General features: G+C 67.9%; 15 protein-coding genes. 1 reads left to right on the top strand and 14 read right to left on the bottom strand.

The annotated features are described in order from the left end of the window. Positions 1 to 3: 3 nt before the first annotated feature. From PotMrB4_RS24330 to PotMrB4_RS24300, 7 genes are all read right to left on the bottom strand, one after another. Complete coding sequence (locus PotMrB4_RS24330; protein WP_044413772.1) at positions 4 to 327, bottom strand: DUF2845 domain-containing protein; 324 nt, start codon at positions 325 to 327, stop codon at positions 4 to 6. Between the two features lie 111 nt (positions 328 to 438). Continuing rightward, positions 439 to 3363 (bottom strand): DUF748 domain-containing protein, encoded by a 2925-nt coding sequence (locus tag PotMrB4_RS24325; protein WP_172434692.1) that lies wholly within the window; start codon positions 3361 to 3363, stop codon positions 439 to 441. 100 nt (positions 3364 to 3463) lie between these two features. Beyond that, positions 3464 to 4483, bottom strand: coding sequence for a class I SAM-dependent rRNA methyltransferase (locus PotMrB4_RS24320; protein ID WP_107328305.1), 1020 nt, complete (start codon positions 4481 to 4483; stop codon positions 3464 to 3466). A gap of 113 nt (positions 4484 to 4596) precedes the next feature. Next, positions 4597 to 5775 carry an acetyl-CoA C-acetyltransferase gene (locus PotMrB4_RS24315; RefSeq protein ID WP_172434691.1) on the bottom strand — a complete coding sequence of 393 codons (1179 nt, stop codon included), beginning with the start codon at positions 5773 to 5775 and terminating at the stop codon, positions 4597 to 4599. Positions 5776 to 5863: 88 nt separating this feature from the next. Beyond that, positions 5864 to 6739, bottom strand: a complete 876-nt coding sequence (locus tag PotMrB4_RS24310) for an oxygenase MpaB family protein (RefSeq protein ID WP_172435148.1) — start codon at positions 6737 to 6739, stop codon at positions 5864 to 5866. 118 nt (positions 6740 to 6857) lie between these two features. Next, a complete protein-coding gene (acs, locus tag PotMrB4_RS24305; protein WP_160481787.1) occupies positions 6858 to 8795 on the bottom strand; it encodes an acetate--CoA ligase in 1938 nt (645 codons plus the stop codon). Positions 8796 to 8858: 63 nt separating this feature from the next. After that, complete coding sequence (locus PotMrB4_RS24300; RefSeq protein WP_172434690.1) at positions 8859 to 9923, bottom strand: DJ-1/PfpI family protein; 1065 nt, start codon at positions 9921 to 9923, stop codon at positions 8859 to 8861. Positions 9924 to 10031: 108 nt separating this feature from the next. Between PotMrB4_RS24300 and PotMrB4_RS24295 the strand changes: the two genes are divergently transcribed. Then, on the top strand, positions 10032 to 10997 hold the full coding sequence (locus tag PotMrB4_RS24295; protein WP_172434689.1) for a GlxA family transcriptional regulator: 966 nt from the start codon (positions 10032 to 10034) through the stop codon (positions 10995 to 10997). Between the two features lie 33 nt (positions 10998 to 11030). Here the strand turns inward: PotMrB4_RS24295 and pgi are convergent, their stop codons facing one another. The 7 genes from pgi to PotMrB4_RS24260 form a co-directional block, all read right to left on the bottom strand. Then, the gene (gene pgi / locus PotMrB4_RS24290) at positions 11031 to 12695 is read right to left on the bottom strand and encodes a glucose-6-phosphate isomerase (protein ID WP_074974084.1); all 1665 of its coding nucleotides are present in this window, start codon (positions 12693 to 12695) and stop codon (positions 11031 to 11033) included. 82 nt (positions 12696 to 12777) lie between these two features. Next, positions 12778 to 13158: an aspartate 1-decarboxylase gene (panD, locus tag PotMrB4_RS24285; protein WP_003457244.1), complete on the bottom strand. Its 381-nt coding sequence runs from the start codon at positions 13156 to 13158 to the stop codon at positions 12778 to 12780. A gap of 50 nt (positions 13159 to 13208) precedes the next feature. Then, positions 13209 to 14069, bottom strand: coding sequence for a pantoate--beta-alanine ligase (gene panC / locus PotMrB4_RS24280; RefSeq protein WP_172434688.1), 861 nt, complete (start codon positions 14067 to 14069; stop codon positions 13209 to 13211). Further along, complete coding sequence (gene panB, locus PotMrB4_RS24275; protein ID WP_172434687.1) at positions 14066 to 14866, bottom strand: 3-methyl-2-oxobutanoate hydroxymethyltransferase; 801 nt, start codon at positions 14864 to 14866, stop codon at positions 14066 to 14068. The genes panC and panB overlap by 4 nt, the downstream gene beginning before the upstream one ends. 103 nt (positions 14867 to 14969) lie before the next feature. Beyond that, the gene (folK, locus tag PotMrB4_RS24270) at positions 14970 to 15479 is read right to left on the bottom strand and encodes a 2-amino-4-hydroxy-6-hydroxymethyldihydropteridine diphosphokinase (RefSeq protein WP_069561616.1); all 510 of its coding nucleotides are present in this window, start codon (positions 15477 to 15479) and stop codon (positions 14970 to 14972) included. A gap of 1 nt (position 15480) precedes the next feature. Further along, positions 15481 to 16881 (bottom strand): polynucleotide adenylyltransferase PcnB, encoded by a 1401-nt coding sequence (locus tag PotMrB4_RS24265; RefSeq protein WP_044403335.1) that lies wholly within the window; start codon positions 16879 to 16881, stop codon positions 15481 to 15483. 686 nt (positions 16882 to 17567) lie between these two features. Continuing rightward, the gene (locus PotMrB4_RS24260) at positions 17568 to 18986 is read right to left on the bottom strand and encodes a sigma-54-dependent transcriptional regulator (protein ID WP_172434686.1); all 1419 of its coding nucleotides are present in this window, start codon (positions 18984 to 18986) and stop codon (positions 17568 to 17570) included. Positions 18987 to 19004 lie beyond the last annotated feature (18 nt).

The following is a 19004-nucleotide window of genomic DNA, read 5'->3' as shown; positions in this document are numbered from 1 at the left end:
CTGTCAGTCGCCGCGCTTGCTCTCGATCTTGCGCAGCTTGTTCCCCTCGAAACGCAGGAACTGGTACATGCCGTTGCGCGGCCCGTAGACCCATTCCTCCACCAGGACTTCGCTCTCCTGGCCATAGCGGTCCACCACGTTGCGGTAGCCGAGGCTGTTGCGGCTGGCGGGGTCGCCGCACTTGCGCAGGACCTGGGAGGTGCTGTCCTCCAGGCTGACCAGCCCGCCGTTGCCGCAGCGGAGGGTGGAGGAGGCGTTGGCATGGGCTGCGCTCAGCAGCAGAAGGGGCAGGGCAAGCAGGTATCGGGCTTTCACGAAGGGTTCCATCCAGTTGAACGGGGTCCAGCCTACGCCGCCCCAGTGTGCCTGTCAGCAGGGCGGCGTGTACGCAGGGTCACGCCTGGCCGTTGGACTGCGCAGGCGGGACCGAATTCCGCGTCATTCGGTGCCCAGTTGCAGCGGAGTGTCCACGCGGCCGTCCTGGCCGGCTTCGCCGAGGCTGACGTCGAGCAGGTAGACCCGTTCGTCCTGCAGGCCACCACGGTCCACCAGGTAGGCCTTGATGGCCGCCGCGCGTGCCTGGGCCAGTTGGCGCAGCAGCAGTTCGCTCTGGGCCCAGGAACCGACCACTGCGTCGCGCATCTTCGCGGTGCGCTCGTCGTTGCCCAGCTGGGCCCATTCGGCCGGTGGCTGCTGCTTGAGGCGGGCGCGGTAGATACCTTCGAGCATCGGCGGCTTCTCGCTGTCCGGCACCTCCATCAGCGAGGCGTCGGCGGGCACCTTGTCGCCGCGGCGCTGGGCGATCTTGTAGTAGGTGCTCTGGTACTCGCGCTCCAGTCGGGCAGCGGCCAGCAGCGGCCCGTCCACGGCGGTGGCGCTCATGCCTTCGATCTCCAGGCGCAGGGCGGGGCGCTCCTGCAGGGCCTGGGCGAGGGTGTCCAGGCCCTTCTGCGCGTCGGCGGACAGCTCGGCGCTGCCAGCGTCGAAGGGCACGTTGCTGAGGTCGTGCTCGCCGCCGCCGGTGACCAGCCCGGCGACGAACTTGAAGGGGGCCTGGGCGGCACGCAGCACCAGGTTGCGCAGGGTCTGCCAGACGATGGGCGCGACGCTGAATTGCGGGTCGTTGAGGTTGCCGGCCACCGGCAGCTGGATGTCGATCTTGCCTTCGGTGTCCTTCAGCAGGGCCACCGCCAGGCGGATCGGCAGGTCCACCGCATCGGGGCTGTCGACCCGCTCGCCGAGCTGCAGGTTTTCCAGCACCAGGTGGTTGTCGGCCTTCAGCTGGCCCTTCTCGATCTGGTAGTGCAGGTCCAGGTTGAGGCGGCCCTTGCGGATGCGGTAGCCGGCGAACTTGCCGGAATAGGGGGTCAGGGTGGTCAGCTCGACGCGCTTGAAGCTGGTGGCAATGTCCAGGGAGTCCAGCGGGTCGAAGGGGGTCAGCGCGCCCTTGATGGTCACCGGCGCATAGCGATCCACCTTGCCGTCGATGCTCACCTTGGCGGGGGTGCGGGTACGGGTGTCGAGTGTGCTGATCTCACCGTTGAGCTGCTGGATGGCAGTGGCGAAGTTGGGGGTCAGGCTGAAGTCGGCGAAGTTGGCCGAGCCGTTGCTGATGCTCACCGCGCCGATGTGGATGTCCAGCGGCTTGCCGGCCGGTTCGGCCTTGGCCTTGGGATCGGCAGGCTGCTTGATCACCAGGTCGCTGACGTTGGTGGTGAGGTCCTCGTTGATGATGAAGCGCGCATAGGGCTGGCTGATGCCCACCTTGGCGATGCTCAGGCTGCTGCCATGGCGGTAGTCGAGGCCTTCCACCAGCAGCTGTTGCCACTTCACGAAGTCGCGCTGCTTGAGGGTGTCCAGGGTGTGCAGCTGGTTGACCAGGGCACGTCCGGTGATGGTCAGGGCCAGTGGCTCGGTACTGGTGAGGGCGACGTCCAGGTTGCTGTCGAGCATGCCGCTGCGCAGTTCCAGGCGGACGAAGGGAGCCAGGTAGGCCTGGGCCACCCGCAGGTCGATGTCGCGGGTCTCCACCTTCAGCTTGGCGGTGGTCGGGGTCAGTTGCACCTGGCCTTCGGCCTTGAGCTTGCCCTGCTTGCCGATGCCGGTGTCCAGGGCCAGCTGGAAGGGTGACTGCCCCAGGCTGTCGAAGTCCTTGAGGTCGAGGTTGAGCGGGCCGACGTCGATCTGCACGGCATCCTTCTGCGCGCGGTCGGCGAGGTGGACCTTGTAGCCGCGCAGCTGGGTGTCACGCAGGAGCACCTGCCAGGGCTTGGCAGGCGCGGCAGCAGGGGCCGGCGTGGCCGCCGCGTCGGCCGGTTTCGCGTCCGGGGCGGCAGGGGATTTCGTCGGGGCCTTGGCTTCGCTGGCGAACAGCTTCTGCCAGTCGAGCTGGCCGTCGGCTTCGCGGGCGGCCCAGGTCTCCAGGTTCTGGCTGCGGATCTTGCCGACCACCACCTGCTGCTTGGCCAGGTCCAGTGCGCTGTCGCTGACTTCCAGGCTTTCCAGGTTCACCAGCGGTCGGCCGTCCGGCGCCTTGATGGCGAAGGGCGCCACCTTGATGGCCGTCTGCTCCAGCTTCAGCGCGGTGCCTTCGGCCAGGCTCAGGTGGTAGCGGGTGGACAGGCTGACGGTGCCCTTGTCCAGCACCAGCGGCACCGCGTCCCGCACGTAGGGCCAGAAGCCCTTCATGTTGCCGTCGGTGACTTTCAGTTCGCCTTCCGAGGTCAGCGGCAGCAGGCTCAGGCTGCCCTTCCAGTCGATGCGCCCGCCGTAGGGCCCGGTGGCCACCAGCAGCATGTCGGCGTTGTCGTCGCGCAGGGTGCTGAGGTTCTTCAGCTCCAGGTCGAGGGCGTCGTAGACGAATTCGATGGGCTCGCTCGGGCGCAGATCCTGGAAGCGCACGTCGCCCTTGGCCAGGCGGATGCTGTCGATGCGCACCGGGAACGGATCGCCGGCAGGCGGTTCGTCGGCCTTGGGTTCGCTGGGGGGCAGCTGGAACAGCTGGGTCAGGTTCAGCGTGCCGTCCTTGGCGAACAGCACCTCGGTGGTGGGCTTGTCGAGGTCGACGGCGGCCAGGTGCAGGGCGCCGGTCCAGAGGCTGTCCAGCTCCAGGTTGACGTACAGGCGCTCGAAACCCACCTGGCGCTTGTCGGGCTCGCCGATCTCGAGGCCCCAGAGGGTCAGTTCGAGGCTGAAGGGGTTGAGCTGCAGCCGCTCCAGGTGTGCCGGAACCTTGGCATAGGTGGCCAACTGCTGGTTGACGACGCGCAGGGCGATTCCCGGGAGGATCAGGAAGCCGAGCAGGGCGTAGAAGGCGAGGACGATCAGCAAGGCGCACGTGGCGCGTTTCAATCCTTTGTACATGGTGCGGCGTCGACTATCCCGGCGGAGGTGGGTTGGAGTATGGCACGCCCTTAAGGTTCCGACAGACGGCGCCGACTGGAATCGTCGGCGGTGTCTCGATTCAGAATCGCAGCACCAGGGTCTTCAGCGGCGGGCGCCCGTCCTGGGAGGGGAAGTCGGCGGCCGGCAGCAGCTGCTCGCAGTCGCGCACCGGGCGCCCGAGCTTGCTGGCGCAGCGCAGCACCTGGTCGCGCCATTCCTCGATTCCCACCTTCGCCAGGTTGTTGCAGCACACCAGCACGCCGTCGTCCGCCGTGGCCATCAGGGCGGGCTTGAGCAGGCTCTGGTAGTCCCGCAGCAGGTCGACGGTGCCGAAGGCGCTCTTGGCCCAGGCTGGCGGGTCGAGGAACACCAGGTCGAAGCGGCGTGCTTCCAGGCGCGGGTAGCTGGGCAGCCGCTGCCCATGGCGCCGGGCGATGGGCAGGCCGGCCAGTTGGCGGATGGCCGGGAAGTAGTCCGATTGCACGAACTGCATGGGCACCAGGCCGGGGTTGAGGGCGGCGTTCTCCCGGCCCACGGCCAGGTTGCCTTCGGCGAAGTCCAGGTTGCACACCTCGCGGGCGCCGCCGGCAGCGGCGGCCAGGCCGACCCCGCAGGTGTAGGCGAACAGGTTGAGCACCGACTTGCCGGCGCTGTTGGCCTTCACCCAGCCCCGGGCGTTGCGCAGGTCAAGGAACAGCAGCGGGTCCTGGCCGGGGTGACGGCCACGCACCCGGTAGGCCAGGCCCCATTCATGGCCGACCTGGTCCGCCAGGGCCGCGTCGTCGGCCTGGTACACCGGGTCGCTGCGGTCGACGCGGGAGTTGCTGCCGGAGCGGTCGTTGTAGACCGGCAGCAGCGCCTCGCCCAGGTGGGCGTTGACCGTCTCGACCAGTGCCAGCAGGGCGTCGCGCTGCAGGGGCTGGTGGAAGCTCTGCACCATCAGCTGGGGGCCGTAGCGGTCCACGGTGAGGCCGGGAGCGCCTTCCTGGCTGCCGTGGAACAGCCGGTAGCAGTCGGTGCCCTGAGCTTTCAGTTCGGCCAGCAGCGGTTGGCGGGCGTCGAGGGCGGCGCGCAGCGCCGGGAGGAGAACGGAGGGCATGCGCGGCGTCTCGTGTAAGGGGCGCGCAGTTTAGCAAAAGGCGGGAGGGCGTCGCGTTGGCGATGGGGCCTTGGGAGGGCGAAGCCGCTCCCTGGGGAGCGGCTTCGTGGCGATCAGCGCTCGATGGCCAGGGCCACGCCCTGCCCGCCGCCGATGCACAGGGTTGCCAGGCCCTTCTTCGCATCGCGCTTGATCATCTCGTGCAGCAGGGTCACCAGCACGCGGCAGCCGGAGGCGCCGATGGGGTGGCCGAGGGCGATGGCGCCGCCGTTGACGTTGACCTTGCTCGCATCCCAGCCCAGCTCCTGGCCCACGGACAGGGCCTGGGCGGCGAAGGCTTCGTTGGCTTCGATCAGGTCCAGCTCGCCGAGGTTCCAGCCGGCTTTCTCCAGGCAGCGGCGGGTCGCCGAGACCGGGCCGATGCCCATGATCGCCGGGTCGACACCGGCGCTGGCGTAGCTGGCGATGCGCGCCAGCACCGGCAGGCCGAGGGCCTTGGCCTTGTCGGCGCTCATCAGCAGCACGGCGGCGGCGCCGTCGTTGAGGCTGGAGGCGTTGCCGGCGGTGACGCTGCCGTCCTTCTTGAACGCCGGCTTGAGCTTGGCCAGGGACTCGGCGGTGGTGCCGGCGCGGGGCTGCTCGTCGGTGGCGAAGGCGATGGGCTCGCCTTTCTTCTGCGGGATCAGGATGGGGGTGATCTCGTCCTTGAAGCGCCCACCCTCGATGGCCGCACAGGCCTTCTGCTGGGAGGCGGCGGCGAAGGCGTCCTGGGCTTCGCGGCTGATGCCGTACTTTTCCACCAGGTTCTCGGCGGTGATGCCCATGTGGTAGTCGTTGAAGGCGTCCCACAGGCCGTCCTGGATCATGGTATCCACCAGCTTGGCGTGGCCCATGCGCAGGCCGGTGCGGGCACCGGGCATCACGTAGGGGGCGAGGCTCATGTTCTCCTGGCCGCCGGCGATCACCACCTCGGCATCGCCGCAGCGGATGGCCTGGGCCGCGAGGTGCAGGGCCTTGAGGCCGGAGCCGCAGACCTTGTTCAGGGTCAGGGCCGGTACGGCGTGGGGCAGCCCGGCGAGGACGGCGGCCTGGCGGGCGGGGTTCTGGCCGGAGCCTGCGGTGAGCACCTGGCCGAGGATGACCTCGTCGACCTGGGCCCCGTCGAGGCCGGTCTGGGCCAGCAACTGGCGGATCACAGCGGCGCCCAGCTCCGGCGCGGGGATGTTGGCCAGCGAGCCCTGGAAGCTGCCGACGGCGGTACGGGTGGCGGCAACGATGACGACGTCTTGCATGTTTCAAGTCCTCGAATCAGCGGAGCAGATCAGTCTGTGACCGGAAGGGTCGCAATGGTCGCACAGCGAACGTGCGCCAACCAGTCACTCAGTACGTGGGCAGCCCCATGCGCCGACGGGCTTTGAGCGCGGCGCTGTCGCGCATGGCCCAGCGCACCATGGAGGCGGTGCGTTGCACGCCGCTGTGCACCAGCGGTCGCTGCCAGGCGGGCAGTTCCAGGCCCAGCAGCCTTTGTGCCCAGTCGGGCAGCAGGGCGATCCCGCCCTGCATCATCAGGTGGCCGACCGGCTTGGCCAGGGCGCTGGGGGCCGGGGCGTTGCGCAGCAGGCGGACCACCTCGCGGGTGCGGTCGTCGCACAGCAGCTGCGGGCGCATCCGCTCCAGGTAGGCGGCGATGGCCTGGCGCGAGCGCGGCACGTCGCGGGCGCCCAGACGCTCGGCCACCAGGGCGATCTCGTCGTAGTAGCGGTCCTGGTCGGCTGGGGAGAGGGTCGGGTCGAGGTAGGCCAGGTAGCCCTGTAGGAAACAGCTGACTTCCGCCACGTGCACCCAGGTCAGCAGGTCGGGATCGCTGGCGGCATAGGGCCGGCCATCCGGGGCGGTACCCGTTACCTGCAGGTGGATGGTCTTCACCTTCTCGATCAGCCGCTCGGCGTCCTCGCGGCCGGCATAGGTGGTACCGGAGATGAACAGGCTGGTGCGGCGCAGGCGGCCGAGCATGTCCTCGCGGAAGTTGGAGTGGTCCCACACGCCGGCCAGCGCCAGGGGGTGCAGCATCTGCAGCAGCAGGGCACTGATGCCGCCGGTCATCATCGAGGTGAAGTCGCCGTGTACCCGCCAGACCACGGATTCGGGGCCGAACAGGCCGGGGTCGCCCCTGGGGTTCTCCAGGTCGAGCAGGCCCAGGGAGGCGCCGGTGAGGCTGTGGATCTGGCGTTCGATGCGGGTGCGTATGAGGTTCATGGCGGGCAACGCTACAGCGTACTCGCGCTCCGCTACAAGCAGCGGCATGTCGCAGGCCTGGTGCCTGGAATGAAAACGCCCGGCCGCCTCGCGACGGCCGGGCGCGGGTGGCGTGGGGTCAGCGGTTGAGGCGGGCGTCGATCAGGTTCTGCACCACCGAAGGGTCGGCCAGGGTCGAAGTGTCGCCCAGGTTCTCCAGCTCGTTGCAGGCGATCTTGCGCAGGATGCGCCGCATGATTTTGCCGGAGCGGGTCTTGGGCAGGCCGGGGGCCCACTGGATCAGTTCGGGCTTGGCGAAGCTGCCGATCTCCTTGCTGACCAGGGCGAGCAGTTCCTTCTTCAACTCCTCGCTGGGCTCCAGCCCCTTCATCGGGGTGACGAAGGCATAGATGCCCTGGCCCTTGAGGTCGTGGGGGTAACCCACCACGGCGGCCTCGGCCACGGCGTCGTGCAGCACCAGGGCGCTTTCCACTTCGGCGGTGCCGATGCGGTGGCCGGAGACGTTGATCACGTCGTCGACGCGGCCGGTGATCCAGTAGTAGCCGTCCTCGTCGCGGCGGGCGCCGTCGCCGGTGAAGTAGTAGCCGGGGTAGGCGGAGAAGTAGGTCTCGATCATCCGCTTGTGGTCGCCGTAGACGGTGCGGATCTGGCTCGGCCAGCTGGCCTTGATGGCCAGGACGCCGGAGCCGGGGCCTTCGATCTCGTGGCCCTTCTCATCCAGCAGCACCGGCTGCACGCCGAAGAACGGCCGGGTGGCGGAACCGGGCTTGAGGGCGGTGGCGCCGGGCAGGGGGGTGATGAGGATGCTGCCGGTCTCGGTCTGCCACCAGGTGTCGACGATGGGGCAGCGGCGCTCGCCGACCACGTTGTAGTACCACTCCCAGGCTTCCGGGTTGATCGGCTCGCCGACGCTGCCGAGCAGGCGCAGGCTGCTGCGGTCGGTGCGGCGCACCGGCTCCTCGCCTTCGCGCATGAGGGCGCGCAGGGCAGTGGGCGCGGTGTAGAAGATGTTGACCTTGTGCTTGTCGATCACCTGCCAGAAGCGCGAGGCATCCGGGTAGCTGGGCACGCCCTCGAACACCAGGGTGGTGGCGCCGTTGGCCAGCGGGCCGTAGACGATGTAGCTGTGGCCGGTGACCCAGCCGACGTCGGCGGTGCACCAGTAGATGTCACCCTCGTGGTAGTCGAACACGTACTTGTGGGTCATTGCCGCGCCCAGCAGGTAGCCGCCGGTGGTGTGCAGCACGCCCTTGGGTTTGCCGGTGGAGCCGGAGGTGTAGAGGATGAACAGCGGGTCTTCGGCGTCCATCCATTCCGGTTCGCAGGCCTCGGCGGCGCCTTGCAGGGCTTCGTGGTACCAGAGGTCGCGGCCTTCCACCCAGCCCACCTCGCCCTGGGTGCGTTGCACCACGACCACGGTGGACACGTCCGGGCACTCCTTCAGCGCCTTGTCGACGTTCTGCTTCAGCGGCACGTACTTGCCGCCGCGCACGCCTTCGTCGGCGGTGATCACGGCACGGCAGTCGGCATCGAGGATGCGGTCGCGCAGGGAATCCGGGGAGAAGCCGCCGAACACCACCGAATGCACGGCACCGATGCGGGCGCAGGCCAGCATGGCGTAGGCGGCCTCGGGCACCATCGGCATGTAGATGCACACCCGGTCCCCCTTCTTCACGCCCCGCGCCTTGAGCACGTTGGCCAGGCGGCAGACGTTGCTGTGCAGCTTGCGGTAGGTGATGTGGGCGGATTCGGTGGGGTTGTCGCCTTCCCAGATGATCGCGATCTGCTCGGCGCGGGTGTCCAGGTGGCGGTCGATGCAGTTGTAGGCGACGTTCAGCTTGCCGCCCTTGAACCAGCGCGCTTCGCCCTTGGCGAGGTCGCTGTGGTGCAGCTCGTCCCAGGGTTTGAACCAGTGGAGGAAGCGGGTGGCCTGCTCGCTCCAGAAGGCCTGGGGCTCGTCCACGGACTGGCGGTAGAGGCGCTGGTAGGTGTCGTTGTCGATATGGGCGCGTTGGCGCACGTCTTCAGGCACGGGGTGAAGGCTGATCTCGTACATGGCGAATTCCTTGTTGTTGTTTGCCGAGATGGCGACAAGGTTGCCTGCAACGCCGGGCCGCCTTCAAGGGGCGCGAAGGGGCTTGTAGGGATATTCCAGCTGGGCTGCGACCAGGTCTGCAGTGGCGCTGCCGTAGCGTGCGTCGATGGCCTGCAGGGCTTCGTCCAGTACGGCGCCGGGCAGGGCCTGGGGGGCAGGCAGTTCGACGGTGTCCTCGGCTTCGGCGGTATCAGGCAGCAGTTCCAGGCCGTGGAGACTGGTGACGGGCGTGCCGGCGCTGCCCACCACGCGGGTGCGGAAGGTCCGGGCCCAGGCATCCACCTGCAGCGCCAGGGTCGCCTCGTCCATCCCGGGGGCCAGCGTCACGGCCAGGGTCTCCTGGCGCCAGGGCAGCAGCCAGTTGCCGGCGGCGGTCAGGTAGCCCCGGGTGCCGAGGGCGAAGCCGAGGCTGTGGTGCTCGGCGGACCAGCGCTCCACACCGATCTCGCGGCCGACGGCGTGGGCCTTTTCGTCCCCGGCGATGGCTGCCACCAGGGCCAGGGAGGCGGGTAGTGCGGCGCTGACGCCTGAGGTGGTGACGAGGTTGCCGTCGGCCAGGTAGCGGCGGTCCTCCTGCCACTGGGTGCGCGGGAAGTCGGCCTGCCGTTCGTCGCGGGAGTACCAGTGCCCGGTGGCTCTACGGCCCTCCAGCAGGCCGGCCTGGCCTAGCACCAGCACGCCATCGCAGATGCCGACGACGGTGGCGCCCCGTGCCGCCTGTTCGGTGACGAAGCGGGTGAGGCGCGGGTCGTCGCTGTGGTGCACGGCAGGGACGATGAGGTAGTCCGCCCCGTCCGGGTAGCGCTGTTCGAAGGCATCGACGGTGGCCTGGGCGCGCATCCGCAGTGCCGGCATCAGCTGCACGGGGCCGGGCTGGGTGGACAGGACGATCACCTCGCCCACCTGGGCGCGGCTGAGTACCGAGAAGGGCACGAGGAGATCCACCAGTTCGGTCATGCCGTTCTCGGCGACCACGACGATCACCGGCTGCGTACGCCCGAAGCGGGGGTGGTAGGGCGGCAGGGCGTCGTCCGCCAGGGCCGGGGTGGGTAACAGCAGGCTCGCGAGGATGAGCAGCAGGGTGCGCATGGGCGTTCTCCGTCAGTGGGTCACAGTCTGCGGATCGGCGGGCTGTCGTGAATGACGTCGATGGGTGAATATCTGCCAACTTTTTCTGTCTGTTCCGAGGTGTGTGACATGGCCGGCCATCAGGTGGCGCTCGTGGTGTTTCCGGACTTTCAGCTGCTCGATGCGACCGGGCCGGCAGAGGTGTTCGCGGCGGCCAGCGAGGCGCTGCCCAAGGGCGAGGGCTATGCCCTCAGGCTGCTGTCGCCCGAGGGCGGGCTGGTGCGCTCCAGCACGGGCCTGGCGCTGATGACGGAGCCCCTGCCGGCGGCCGATGAGCTGGCCGGGGCAACGCTGCTGGTGGCGGGTGGGCATGGCGTGCAGCGCGCGATGGGTGGGGGCGCGCTGGCGCGCTGGCTGGCCGCTGTGGCGCCTGCCGCCGCGCGTTGCGGCTCGGTGTGCACCGGGGCCTTCCTCTTGGCCCAGGCAGGCTTGCTGGACGGGCGGCCGGTGGTGACCCACTGGCGCTATGCCGAGCTGCTGCAGCGCCTGTTCCCTCGGTTGCAGGTGCTGCAGGAGTCTCTCTTCGTGGAGGCGGGCCGCATCTACAGCTCGGCCGGCGTCACGGCGGGCATGGACCTGTGCCTGGCCCTGGTGGAGGCGGATCACGGCCGTGAGCTGTCATTGCAGGTGGCCAAGGGGCTGGTGATGTACCTGCGGCGCCCGGGTGGCCAGCGCCAGTTCAGTGCGGAGCTGCTGGCCCAGCAAGCCCGGCAGGGCAGACTGGCGGAGCGGCTGGCGGACTGGGTGCGGGGGCACCTGCGGGAGGCGCTGGATGTGGAGACGCTGGCGGCGCAGATGGCGGTGTCGTCCCGCACGCTGCACCGGCATTGTCTGGATGAGCTGGGGATAACGCCGGCGCGGCTGGTGCTGCAGCTGCGGCTGGAGAAGGCCTGTCGGTTGCTGGAGGCGGGGGAGGGGGCGTTGAAGCGGGTGGCGCTGGAAACCGGCTTCGGCAGTGAGTACAACCTGCGCCGCGCCTTCGTCCAGGCCCTGGGGGTAACGCCCAGCGAGTACCGCGAGCGCTTTTGCCGCTGACACCCCGCCGCGCTGGGCGGCGGGGTGCTTCGATCAACCGCGGTGACGGCCGCGGAAGAAGTCGATCAGGCCCTGGGTGGAGCCGTCCTCGGCGGGGTTCTCTTCGCTGCCCACCAGGCGCGAGTAGACCGCCTTGCCCAGCTCCTTGCCCAGTTCCACGCCCCACTGGTCGAAGGCGTTGATGCCCCACAGCACGCTCTGCACGTACACCTTGTGCTCGTACATGGCGATCAGCGCGCCCAGGCGACGGGGGCTGATGCGCTCCATCACCAGGGTGTTGCTGGGGCGGTTGCCGGGGATGACCTTGTGCGGCGCGAGGCGCTGCACTTCGGCTTCGTCCAGGCCCTTGGCGCGCAGTTCGTTCTCGGCCTCCTCTCGGGATTTGCCGAGCATCATCGCCTGGCTCTGAGACAGGCAGTTGGCGAACAGCCACTGGTGGTGGTCGGCCACCGGGTTGTAGCTGGACACCGGGACGATGAAGTCCGCCGGGATCAGGTGGGTGCCCTGGTGCAGCAGCTGGTGGTAGGCGTGCTGGCCGTTGCAGCCGACGCCGCCCCAGATCACCGGGCCGGTGCCGGCGGTCACCGGGGTGCCGTCCTGGCGCACGCTCTTGCCGTTGGACTCCATGTCCAGCTGCTGCAGGTGGTCGGTGAAGTTGCGCAGGTAGTAGTCATAGGGCAGGACCGCATGGCTGCGGGCGCCCCAGAAGTCGTTGTACCAGACGCCGAGCAGGCCGAGGATGACCGGGATGTTGCGTTCGAAGGGGGCGGTCTGGAAGTGCTGGTCCATGCTGTAGGCGCCGGACAGCAGCTCCTTGAAGTTGGAGATGCCGATGGACATGGCGATCGGCAGGCCGATGGCCGACCACAGCGAGTAGCGCCCGCCGACCCAGTCCCACATCGGGAAGATGTTCTCTTCGCGGATGCCGAAGGCCAGCGCGGCCTCCTTGTTGCTGGAGACGGCGATGAAGTGGCGGTACAGCTCCTGCTCACTGCCGCCCTGGGCCAGGTACCAGGCGCGGGCGGCCTGGGCGTTCTTCAGGGTCTCCAGGGTGCCGAAGGACTTGCTGGAGACGATGAACAGGGTGGTCTCGGCGTTGAGCTTGCAGGCCAGCTCGCGGAATTCGCTGCCGTCGACGTTGGCCAGGTAGTGGCAGCGCACGCCCTTCTGGGCGAACGGCAGCAGCGCTTCGGACACCAGCTGCGGGCCGAGGAAGGAGCCACCGATGCCGATGTTCACCACGTCGGTGATGGGCTTCTCGGTGTAGCCGCGCCACAGGCCGTTGTGCACGTAGCCGACCAGCTCGGTCATCTGGTGCAGCACGCGGTGCACCTCGGGCATCACGTCCTTGCCGTCCACCCGCACCTTGTCGCCGATGGGCCGGCGCAGCGCGGTGTGCAGCACCGGGCGTCGCTCGGAGGCGTTGATCATCTCGCCGCGGAACATGGCCTGGATGGCTTCGCCCAGCTGGGCTTCCTCGGCGAGCTTCACCAGCAGGGCGAGGGTGTCGGGGCGCACCAGGTTCTTCGAGTAGTCCAGCAGCAGGCCGCAGGCGCTGAGGCTGAAGCGCTTGAAGCGCTCGGCATCATCTTGGAAGGCCTGGCGCATGCTGAACCCGGCGAGTTCCTCGCGGTGCGCGCGCAGGGCGCTCCAGCTGTCCAGGCGGGTGACGTCGAGCGGTGTCAGGTGGTGGTTCATGAGGTGCCTTTCAAACAGTGATCGAGGGTATGAACACTAAAAAGCCCGGAGTGTTCCGGGCTTGGAGTCTAGCGTGTGGGCGTCAGGCCACCTGGACGGGAATCGCATTGCTGGTGTGGCTGAGCTCGTTGCCCGGGGCCATGTACAGCATGCGCGGCTTGAAGTTGGCCAGCTCGGCCTCGCTGTAATGGGCGTAGGCGCAGATGATGACGCGGTCGCCCACCTTAGCCTTGTGCGCGGCGGCGCCGTTGACCGAGATCATCCGCGAGCCGTTCTCGCCACGGATGGCGTAGGTGGTGAAGCGCTCGCCGTTGTCGACGTTGTAGATCTGGATCTGCTCGTACTCGCGGATGCCGGCGAGGTCGAGCCACTCGCCGTCGATGGCGCAGGAGCCTTCGTAGTCGAGGACGGCATGGGTGACTTCGGCACGGTGCAGCTTGGCCTTGAGCATGATGGCGTGCATGGCGTTTTCCTTGTTTATCCGGTGGGCCCTCGGACGGGGCCCTGCACGGGTCAGGCGTTGTCGTCGAGGTTGAAGGCGAGGTTGTCGATCAGCCGGGTGTTACCGAGGTAGGCCGCGGCGAGGAGCACCAGGTGACGGTCGCCGGGCTGGGCGGTGCGCAGGGTATGCGATTCGCGCAGCTCCAGGTAGTCGGGACGCAGACCGGCGCCGGCGAGGGCGCCAAGGCCTTCCTCCAGCAGAGCGGCATGGTCGCTGCGACCGGCGCGGACGCCCTCGGCCAGCTGGCGCAGGGTGGCGTAGAGGGTCGGGGCGATGGCGCGCTGGGCAGCGTCCAGGTAGCCGTTGCGGGAGGACAGCGCGAGGCCGTCTTCGGCACGGACGGTGGGCTCGCCGATGATCTGGATGGGCATGTTCAGGTCGCGCACCAGCTTGCGGATCACCGCCAGCTGCTGGAAGTCCTTCTCGCCGAACACGGCCAGGTCCGGCTGGACCATGTTGAACAGCTTGCTGACCACCGTGGCGACGCCTTCGAAGTGGCCCGGGCGACTGGCGCCACACAGGCCCTCGGAAACGAGGGGGACGTTGACGCGGGTCTGGCCGTCCATGCCGTCGGGGTACATCTCTTCCACGTCGGGGTGGAACAGCAGGTGGCAACCGGCGGCCACCAGCTTCTCCTGGTCGGCGGCGAGGGTGCGCGGGTATTTGGCGAGGTCTTCGCTGGGGCCGAACTGCAGCGGGTTGACGAAGATGCTGGCGATCACGAAGTCGGCGCGCTGGCTGGCCTTCTCCACCAGGGCGACATGGCCCGAGTGCAGGTTGCCCATGGTGGGCACGAAGCCGATGCGCTTGCCTTCGCTGCGGGCACGGGCGACGGCCGCGCGCAGTTCACGGACGGTCTTGACGGTGATCATGCGGCGAATCCGTGCTCGGCGGCGGGGAAGGTGACGTCCTTGACGGCGCGGACGTAGGCGGCGAGGGCGCCCTGGATGCTGGTCTGGCCTTCCATGAAATTCTTCACGAACTTGGGCGTGCGGCCGGTGAGGGACAGGCCGAGCATGTCGTGCAGGACCAGCACCTGGCCGTCGGTGGCGCTGCCGGCGCCGATGCCGATGACCGGGATCTTCACCGACTGGGTGATTTCAGCGGCCAGTTCGCTGGGCACGCATTCCAGCAGCAGCATGGCGGCACCGGCCTGTTCCAGGGCCATGGCGTCGGCACGCAGCTGGCGCGCCTGGGCTTCCTGGCGGCCCTGCACCTTGTAGCCACCGAGGATGTTCACCGCCTGGGGGGTGAGGCCGAGGTGGGCGCAGACCGGGATGCCGCGTTCGGACAGCAGGCGGATGGGCTCGGCGAGCCAGGCAGCGCCTTCGAGCTTGACCATGTGCGCACCGGCCTGCATCAGCGCGGCGCAGTTGGCGAAGGTCTGCTCCAGGGTGGCGTAGGCCATGAACGGCAGGTCGGTGATGATCAGCGAACCCTGGTTGCCACGCTTCACGGCGGCGGTGTGGTAGGCCATGTCGGCGACGCTGACGGGCAGGGTGCTGTCATGGCCCTGGAGGACCATGCCGAGGGAATCGCCCACCAGCAGGACGTCGGCGCCCGCCTGGCTGGCGGCCTGGGCGAAGGTCGCGTCGTAGGCCGTGAGCATGGCGATTTTCTCGCCTTTCTGCTTCAGCTCTTGAAGGGTGGTCAGGGTCACATCAGGCATGAAAACGTCCTCATCGGTACCGATTCTGCACCGGTACGGGGCAACGGGACGCTTATAGTCCCGATGGGGGGGCATGGTGTCAATTGCAGGTGTTACCGAGCTGTTACGGCGTTACCGCCAGCGCGGAAAGGCCCTCGATGCGCTCCAGCCCGGCGTAGGGGCAGGCGTCCAGCAGGGCCTGGAGCGGCCGGCCGTCGGGCAGTTGCAGGTCGGGTGCGATCTCGGCCAGGGGATACAGCACGAAGGCGCGGGCGTGCATGTGGTAGTGGGGGACCTGCAGGCGCGGCTCGTCGATCTGCCGCTGGCCGAACAGCAGGATGTCCAGGTCGAGGGTGCGCGGGCCCCAGCGCTCGTCCTTGCGTACCCGCCCCTGGGACAGTTCGATGGCCTGCAGGGCGTCGAGCAGGTCCAGGGGGGCGAGGTCGGTGTCCAGCGCGGCAACGGCATTGCTGTAGCGGGGCTGGTCCGGTGGCCCGAGGGGGTCGCTGCTGTAGAGGGACGAGACGGCGCTGAGCTGCGTGCCGGGGAGGGCGGCCAGGGCCGCCAGGGCATTGCGCAGCTGGCTGGCCGGGTCCGACAGGTTGCTGCCCAGCCCGATGTAGACGCGCTCCATCTTATTCGCCAGCCGGGGCGCTGCCTTCGCTGCGGGGGCCGCGCTTGCGACGACCGCCGCCACGGCGACGCTTGCGCGGTGCGGCACCGCCTTCGTCGCGGCTGCTGAGGTCGCGGATCATGGCGCGGCGTTCGCTGTCGCTGGCGTCCTGGTAGTCGGTCCACCAGTCGCCCAGGCCGCCGGTTTCCTCGCCCGCGCTTTCACGCAGCAGGAGGAAGTCGTAGCCGGCGCGGAAGCGGGGGTTCTCCAGCAGCAGGTCGGCACGCTTGCCGCTGCGGCGGGGCAGGCGTTCCTGCATGTCCCAGATCTCGCGGATCGGGATGGTGAAGCGCTTGGGAATGGCGGTGCGCTGGCACTGTTCGAGGATCAGGCCGTGGGCGGCTTCCTGGATCGCCGGGATCGGCGGCATGCCCTTTTCCTGCAGCAAGGCGGCACGGACGGGCAGGGCCGGCCAGAGCAGGGCGGCGAAGAGGAAGGCCGGGGTGACCGGCTTGCCGAGGCGGATGCGCTCGTCGGTGTTGGCCAGGGCCTGGCGGATCAGGGCGCCAGCGTACTCGGGGTCGCGCTCCAGGGAGGCGGCTGCCGCCGGGAACAGCGGGGCGAAGAGGTCGTACTCCAGCAGCAGTTCGAAGGTGCGCTCGGCCTTGCCGCCGAGGAACAGCTTGAGGACTTCGTCGAACAGGCGTGCGGAGGGGATGTCCCGCAGCATGGGGGCCAGGCGGCGGATCGGTGCGGCGCTGTGCTTCTCGATCTCGAAGCCCAGCTTGGCGGCGAAGCGCACGGCTCGCAGCATGCGCACCGGGTCTTCCAGGTAGCGCTGCTCGGGGTCGCCGATCAGGCGGATCAGGCGGTTGCGGATGTCGTGCACGCCGTGGGCGTAGTCGAGCACGCGCTCGGTGACCGGGTCGTAATAGAGGGCATTGATGGTGAAGTCGCGGCGTTGCGCGTCTTCTTCCTGGTTGCCGTAGACGTTGTCACGCAGGATGCGGCCGCTTTCGTTGCGCGAGGACTGGTTGCTGTCTTCGTCATCACCCTGGGGGTGGTTGGCGCGGAAGGTCGCGGTCTCGATGATTTCCCGGCCGAAATGCACATGGACCAGCTTGAAGCGGCGGCCGATCACCCGGGCATTGCGGAACTCGGCACGCACCTGCTCGGGGGTCGCGTTGGTGGCGACGTCGAAGTCTTTCGGGTCCAGGCCCAGCATGAGGTCACGGACGCAGCCGCCGACCAGGTAGGCCTGGTAGCCCGCCTTCTGCAGGCGTTCCACGACGTTCACCGCGTTACGGCTGATGTCCGCGCGGTCCAGCGCGTGCTGGCGGTTGCTCAGGACTTCAGGTGTGCTGCGGGGATGCTGGGTGCGGCGCAGGGGAGAGCGAAAGGACTGGATCAGCTTCTTCAGCATGGGAGGCACTGTGTGTGGGATGGGCGGCCGGAACGAATGAGAGACCGCACGATGGGCGCGGATTCTAGCACTGGGCGGGGGGATGGTGAAGGAAGCGGCGGGAGTGTGTCAAAGCTACTGGGGGAGCCGAAGCTCCCCCCCAAACTGGTGCGTGCTTTGTTTTTATTATTGAGCCGGGCTTGCTGTTCTTGTTGTTTGACCCGTACCAGCAGATTCGCGATCTCTGGATATGCCCTCGAATCGAGGGTCAAGAGCAAACGGATTGCTTTGGATGCTGATGGTGCCGTGATCATTCGATCCAACCAGTTCGGGTGCTGCCTGAGTAAGCAGTTTTATTGTTCTCAGCCTGGTCGTGGGGCGAGCCCCAATGGCAACTCCTCTCCAAAAGAATCAGTTAGCTGCGCCTCCGCGGTTTTGTTCTTGTTGTGCTGGAGTCGGTGCGTATTGTTCTTGTTGTGGGGTTACTACGGTTTTTATTGTTGTTGTGCCAGAGATAAAGCAGTTGCCGTGCCAACTTTTGAAAACCCTTTAAAATCAACGACTTGCGTAAAAATGGGTATGGCGGTGAGGTACAAAAAAGCCGGGTTTCCGTTACCGACTCACCCGGCTTTTGTTACGAGAGGTTTTTGCGGTAACAGCCTGGGGAACTCCTAACCGTTCCCACGGTCACGCGCAACCTCGGGCGGTCAGGAGGTGGCAGCCCCCGATTTGCGCCGGGGGATGCCCAGGCGCTGGCGGCGTTCCCACAGGCATTTGCGGCTGATGCCCAGCTTGCGGGCCAGTTCGGTCTCGGTCATGTGGTCCTGGTGCTCAAGGACGAAATGCTGGAAGTAGTCCTCGAGGGACAGGTCTTCCGTGGGTTCGTGGGTGCTGGCGGCCGTGGCCTGGGCGGGGCCGTCGAGGAAGTCGTCGTCCTCCAGGTCGGCCAGCTCGATGTCGATGCCCAGCAGGTCTGCCGAGATATCCGGGCTCTCGCAGAGGATCACCGCACGCTCGATGGCGTTCTCCAGTTCACGCACGTTACCGGGCCACGAGTAGTGGCGGATGGCTTGTTCGGCATCGTGGGCGAAGCGCAGTTCTTCGCGCCCCATGCGGGTGCACTGGCGCGCCAGGAAGGCGCGGGCGATCTCGATCACGTCGTTACCGCGTTCGCGCAGGGCGGGCAGCTTCAGGGAGATGACGTGGAGGCGGTAATAGAGGTCTTCGCGGAACTGGCCGGTCTTGGCCAGCGTCTTGAGGTCGCGGTGGGTGGCGGCAATCAGGCGCACATCCACCTTCTGCGACTGGACCGAGCCGACACGGCGGATCTCGCCTTCCTGCAACACTCGCAGCAGGCGCGCCTGGGCTTCCAGGGGCAGCTCGCCGATTTCGTCGAGGAACAGCGTGCCGCCGTCGGCCGCTTCCACCAGGCCGGCGCGGCCGGCGGTGGCGCCGGTGAAGGCGCCTTTCTCGTGACCGAAGAGTTCGGACTCGATCAGGGTTTCCGGAATGGCTGCGCAGTTCACCGAGATCATCGGCGCCTTGGCGCGGCGGGAGAGGTTGTGCAGGGCACGGGCCACCAGTTCCTTGCCGGTCCCGGATTCGCCCTGGATGAGCACCGTGGAGTCGGTGGGGGCGACCTTGCGGATCTTGCTGTAGAGCTCCTGCATGGCGGAGCAGGAGCCGATGATGCCGATTTCGCCATCGGCCTGGGGTGCGCTGCTCTTCTCCTGGGTGCGGGCCGGGGCACGTTCGGCAGGGGCCGCCTTGTTCTCCTGGCGGTCCTTGATGATGCGGGCGACGGCCTGGAGCATCTCGTCGTGGTCGAAGGGCTTGGCGATGTAGTCCACCGCGCCCATCTTCATCGAGTCCACCGCCGAGCGCAGGCTGGCGTAGCTGGTCATGATCAGCACCGGGGTGCCCTGGGCCAGCTTGATCAGTTCGGTACCGGGGGCGCCGGGCAGGCGCAGGTCGCTGACGATGAGGTCGAAACCGGGGATGCTGTAACGCTCCTGGGCCTCCTGGACAGACCCGGCTTCACTGACCTGGTACTGGTTGCGCTCGAGCAGGCGGCGCAAGGCGGAACGGATGATGGTTTCGTCTTCGACGATCAGGATATGTGGCATTCGGTTCAGCTCTCTCGA

The sequence above is a fragment of the Metapseudomonas otitidis genome, from assembly GCF_011397855.1.
Taxonomy (GTDB): domain Bacteria; phylum Pseudomonadota; class Gammaproteobacteria; order Pseudomonadales; family Pseudomonadaceae; genus Metapseudomonas; species Metapseudomonas otitidis.
This window is presented reverse-complemented; position numbering and strand designations above follow the sequence as displayed.

Excerpts from the sequence above, each read along its gene's own strand:
- PotMrB4_RS24320 (WP_107328305.1), bottom strand. The coding sequence starts at position 4,483 with ATGCCCTCCGTTCTCCTCCCGGCGCTGCGCGCCGCCCTCGACGCCCGC.
- pgi (WP_074974084.1), bottom strand. The coding sequence starts at position 12,695 with ATGAACCACCACCTGACACCGCTCGACGTCACCCGCCTGGACAGCTGG.
- panC (WP_172434688.1), bottom strand. The coding sequence starts at position 14,069 with ATGATCACCGTCAAGACCGTCCGTGAACTGCGCGCGGCCGTCGCCCGT.
- folK (WP_069561616.1), bottom strand. The coding sequence starts at position 15,479 with ATGGAGCGCGTCTACATCGGGCTGGGCAGCAACCTGTCGGACCCGGCC.
- PotMrB4_RS24295 (WP_172434689.1), top strand. The coding sequence starts at position 10,032 with ATGGCCGGCCATCAGGTGGCGCTCGTGGTGTTTCCGGACTTTCAGCTG.
- PotMrB4_RS24325 (WP_172434692.1), bottom strand. The coding sequence starts at position 3,363 with ATGTACAAAGGATTGAAACGCGCCACGTGCGCCTTGCTGATCGTCCTC.
- acs (WP_160481787.1), bottom strand. The coding sequence starts at position 8,795 with ATGTACGAGATCAGCCTTCACCCCGTGCCTGAAGACGTGCGCCAACGC.
- PotMrB4_RS24265 (WP_044403335.1), bottom strand. The coding sequence starts at position 16,881 with ATGCTGAAGAAGCTGATCCAGTCCTTTCGCTCTCCCCTGCGCCGCACC.
- PotMrB4_RS24310 (WP_172435148.1), bottom strand. The coding sequence starts at position 6,739 with ATGAACCTCATACGCACCCGCATCGAACGCCAGATCCACAGCCTCACC.
- PotMrB4_RS24260 (WP_172434686.1), bottom strand. The coding sequence starts at position 18,986 with ATGCCACATATCCTGATCGTCGAAGACGAAACCATCATCCGTTCCGCC.
- PotMrB4_RS24330 (WP_044413772.1), bottom strand. The coding sequence starts at position 327 with ATGGAACCCTTCGTGAAAGCCCGATACCTGCTTGCCCTGCCCCTTCTG.
- panD (WP_003457244.1), bottom strand. The coding sequence starts at position 13,158 with ATGCACGCCATCATGCTCAAGGCCAAGCTGCACCGTGCCGAAGTCACC.
- PotMrB4_RS24300 (WP_172434690.1), bottom strand. The coding sequence starts at position 9,923 with ATGCGCACCCTGCTGCTCATCCTCGCGAGCCTGCTGTTACCCACCCCG.
- panB (WP_172434687.1), bottom strand. The coding sequence starts at position 14,866 with ATGCCTGATGTGACCCTGACCACCCTTCAAGAGCTGAAGCAGAAAGGC.
- PotMrB4_RS24315 (WP_172434691.1), bottom strand. The coding sequence starts at position 5,775 with ATGCAAGACGTCGTCATCGTTGCCGCCACCCGTACCGCCGTCGGCAGC.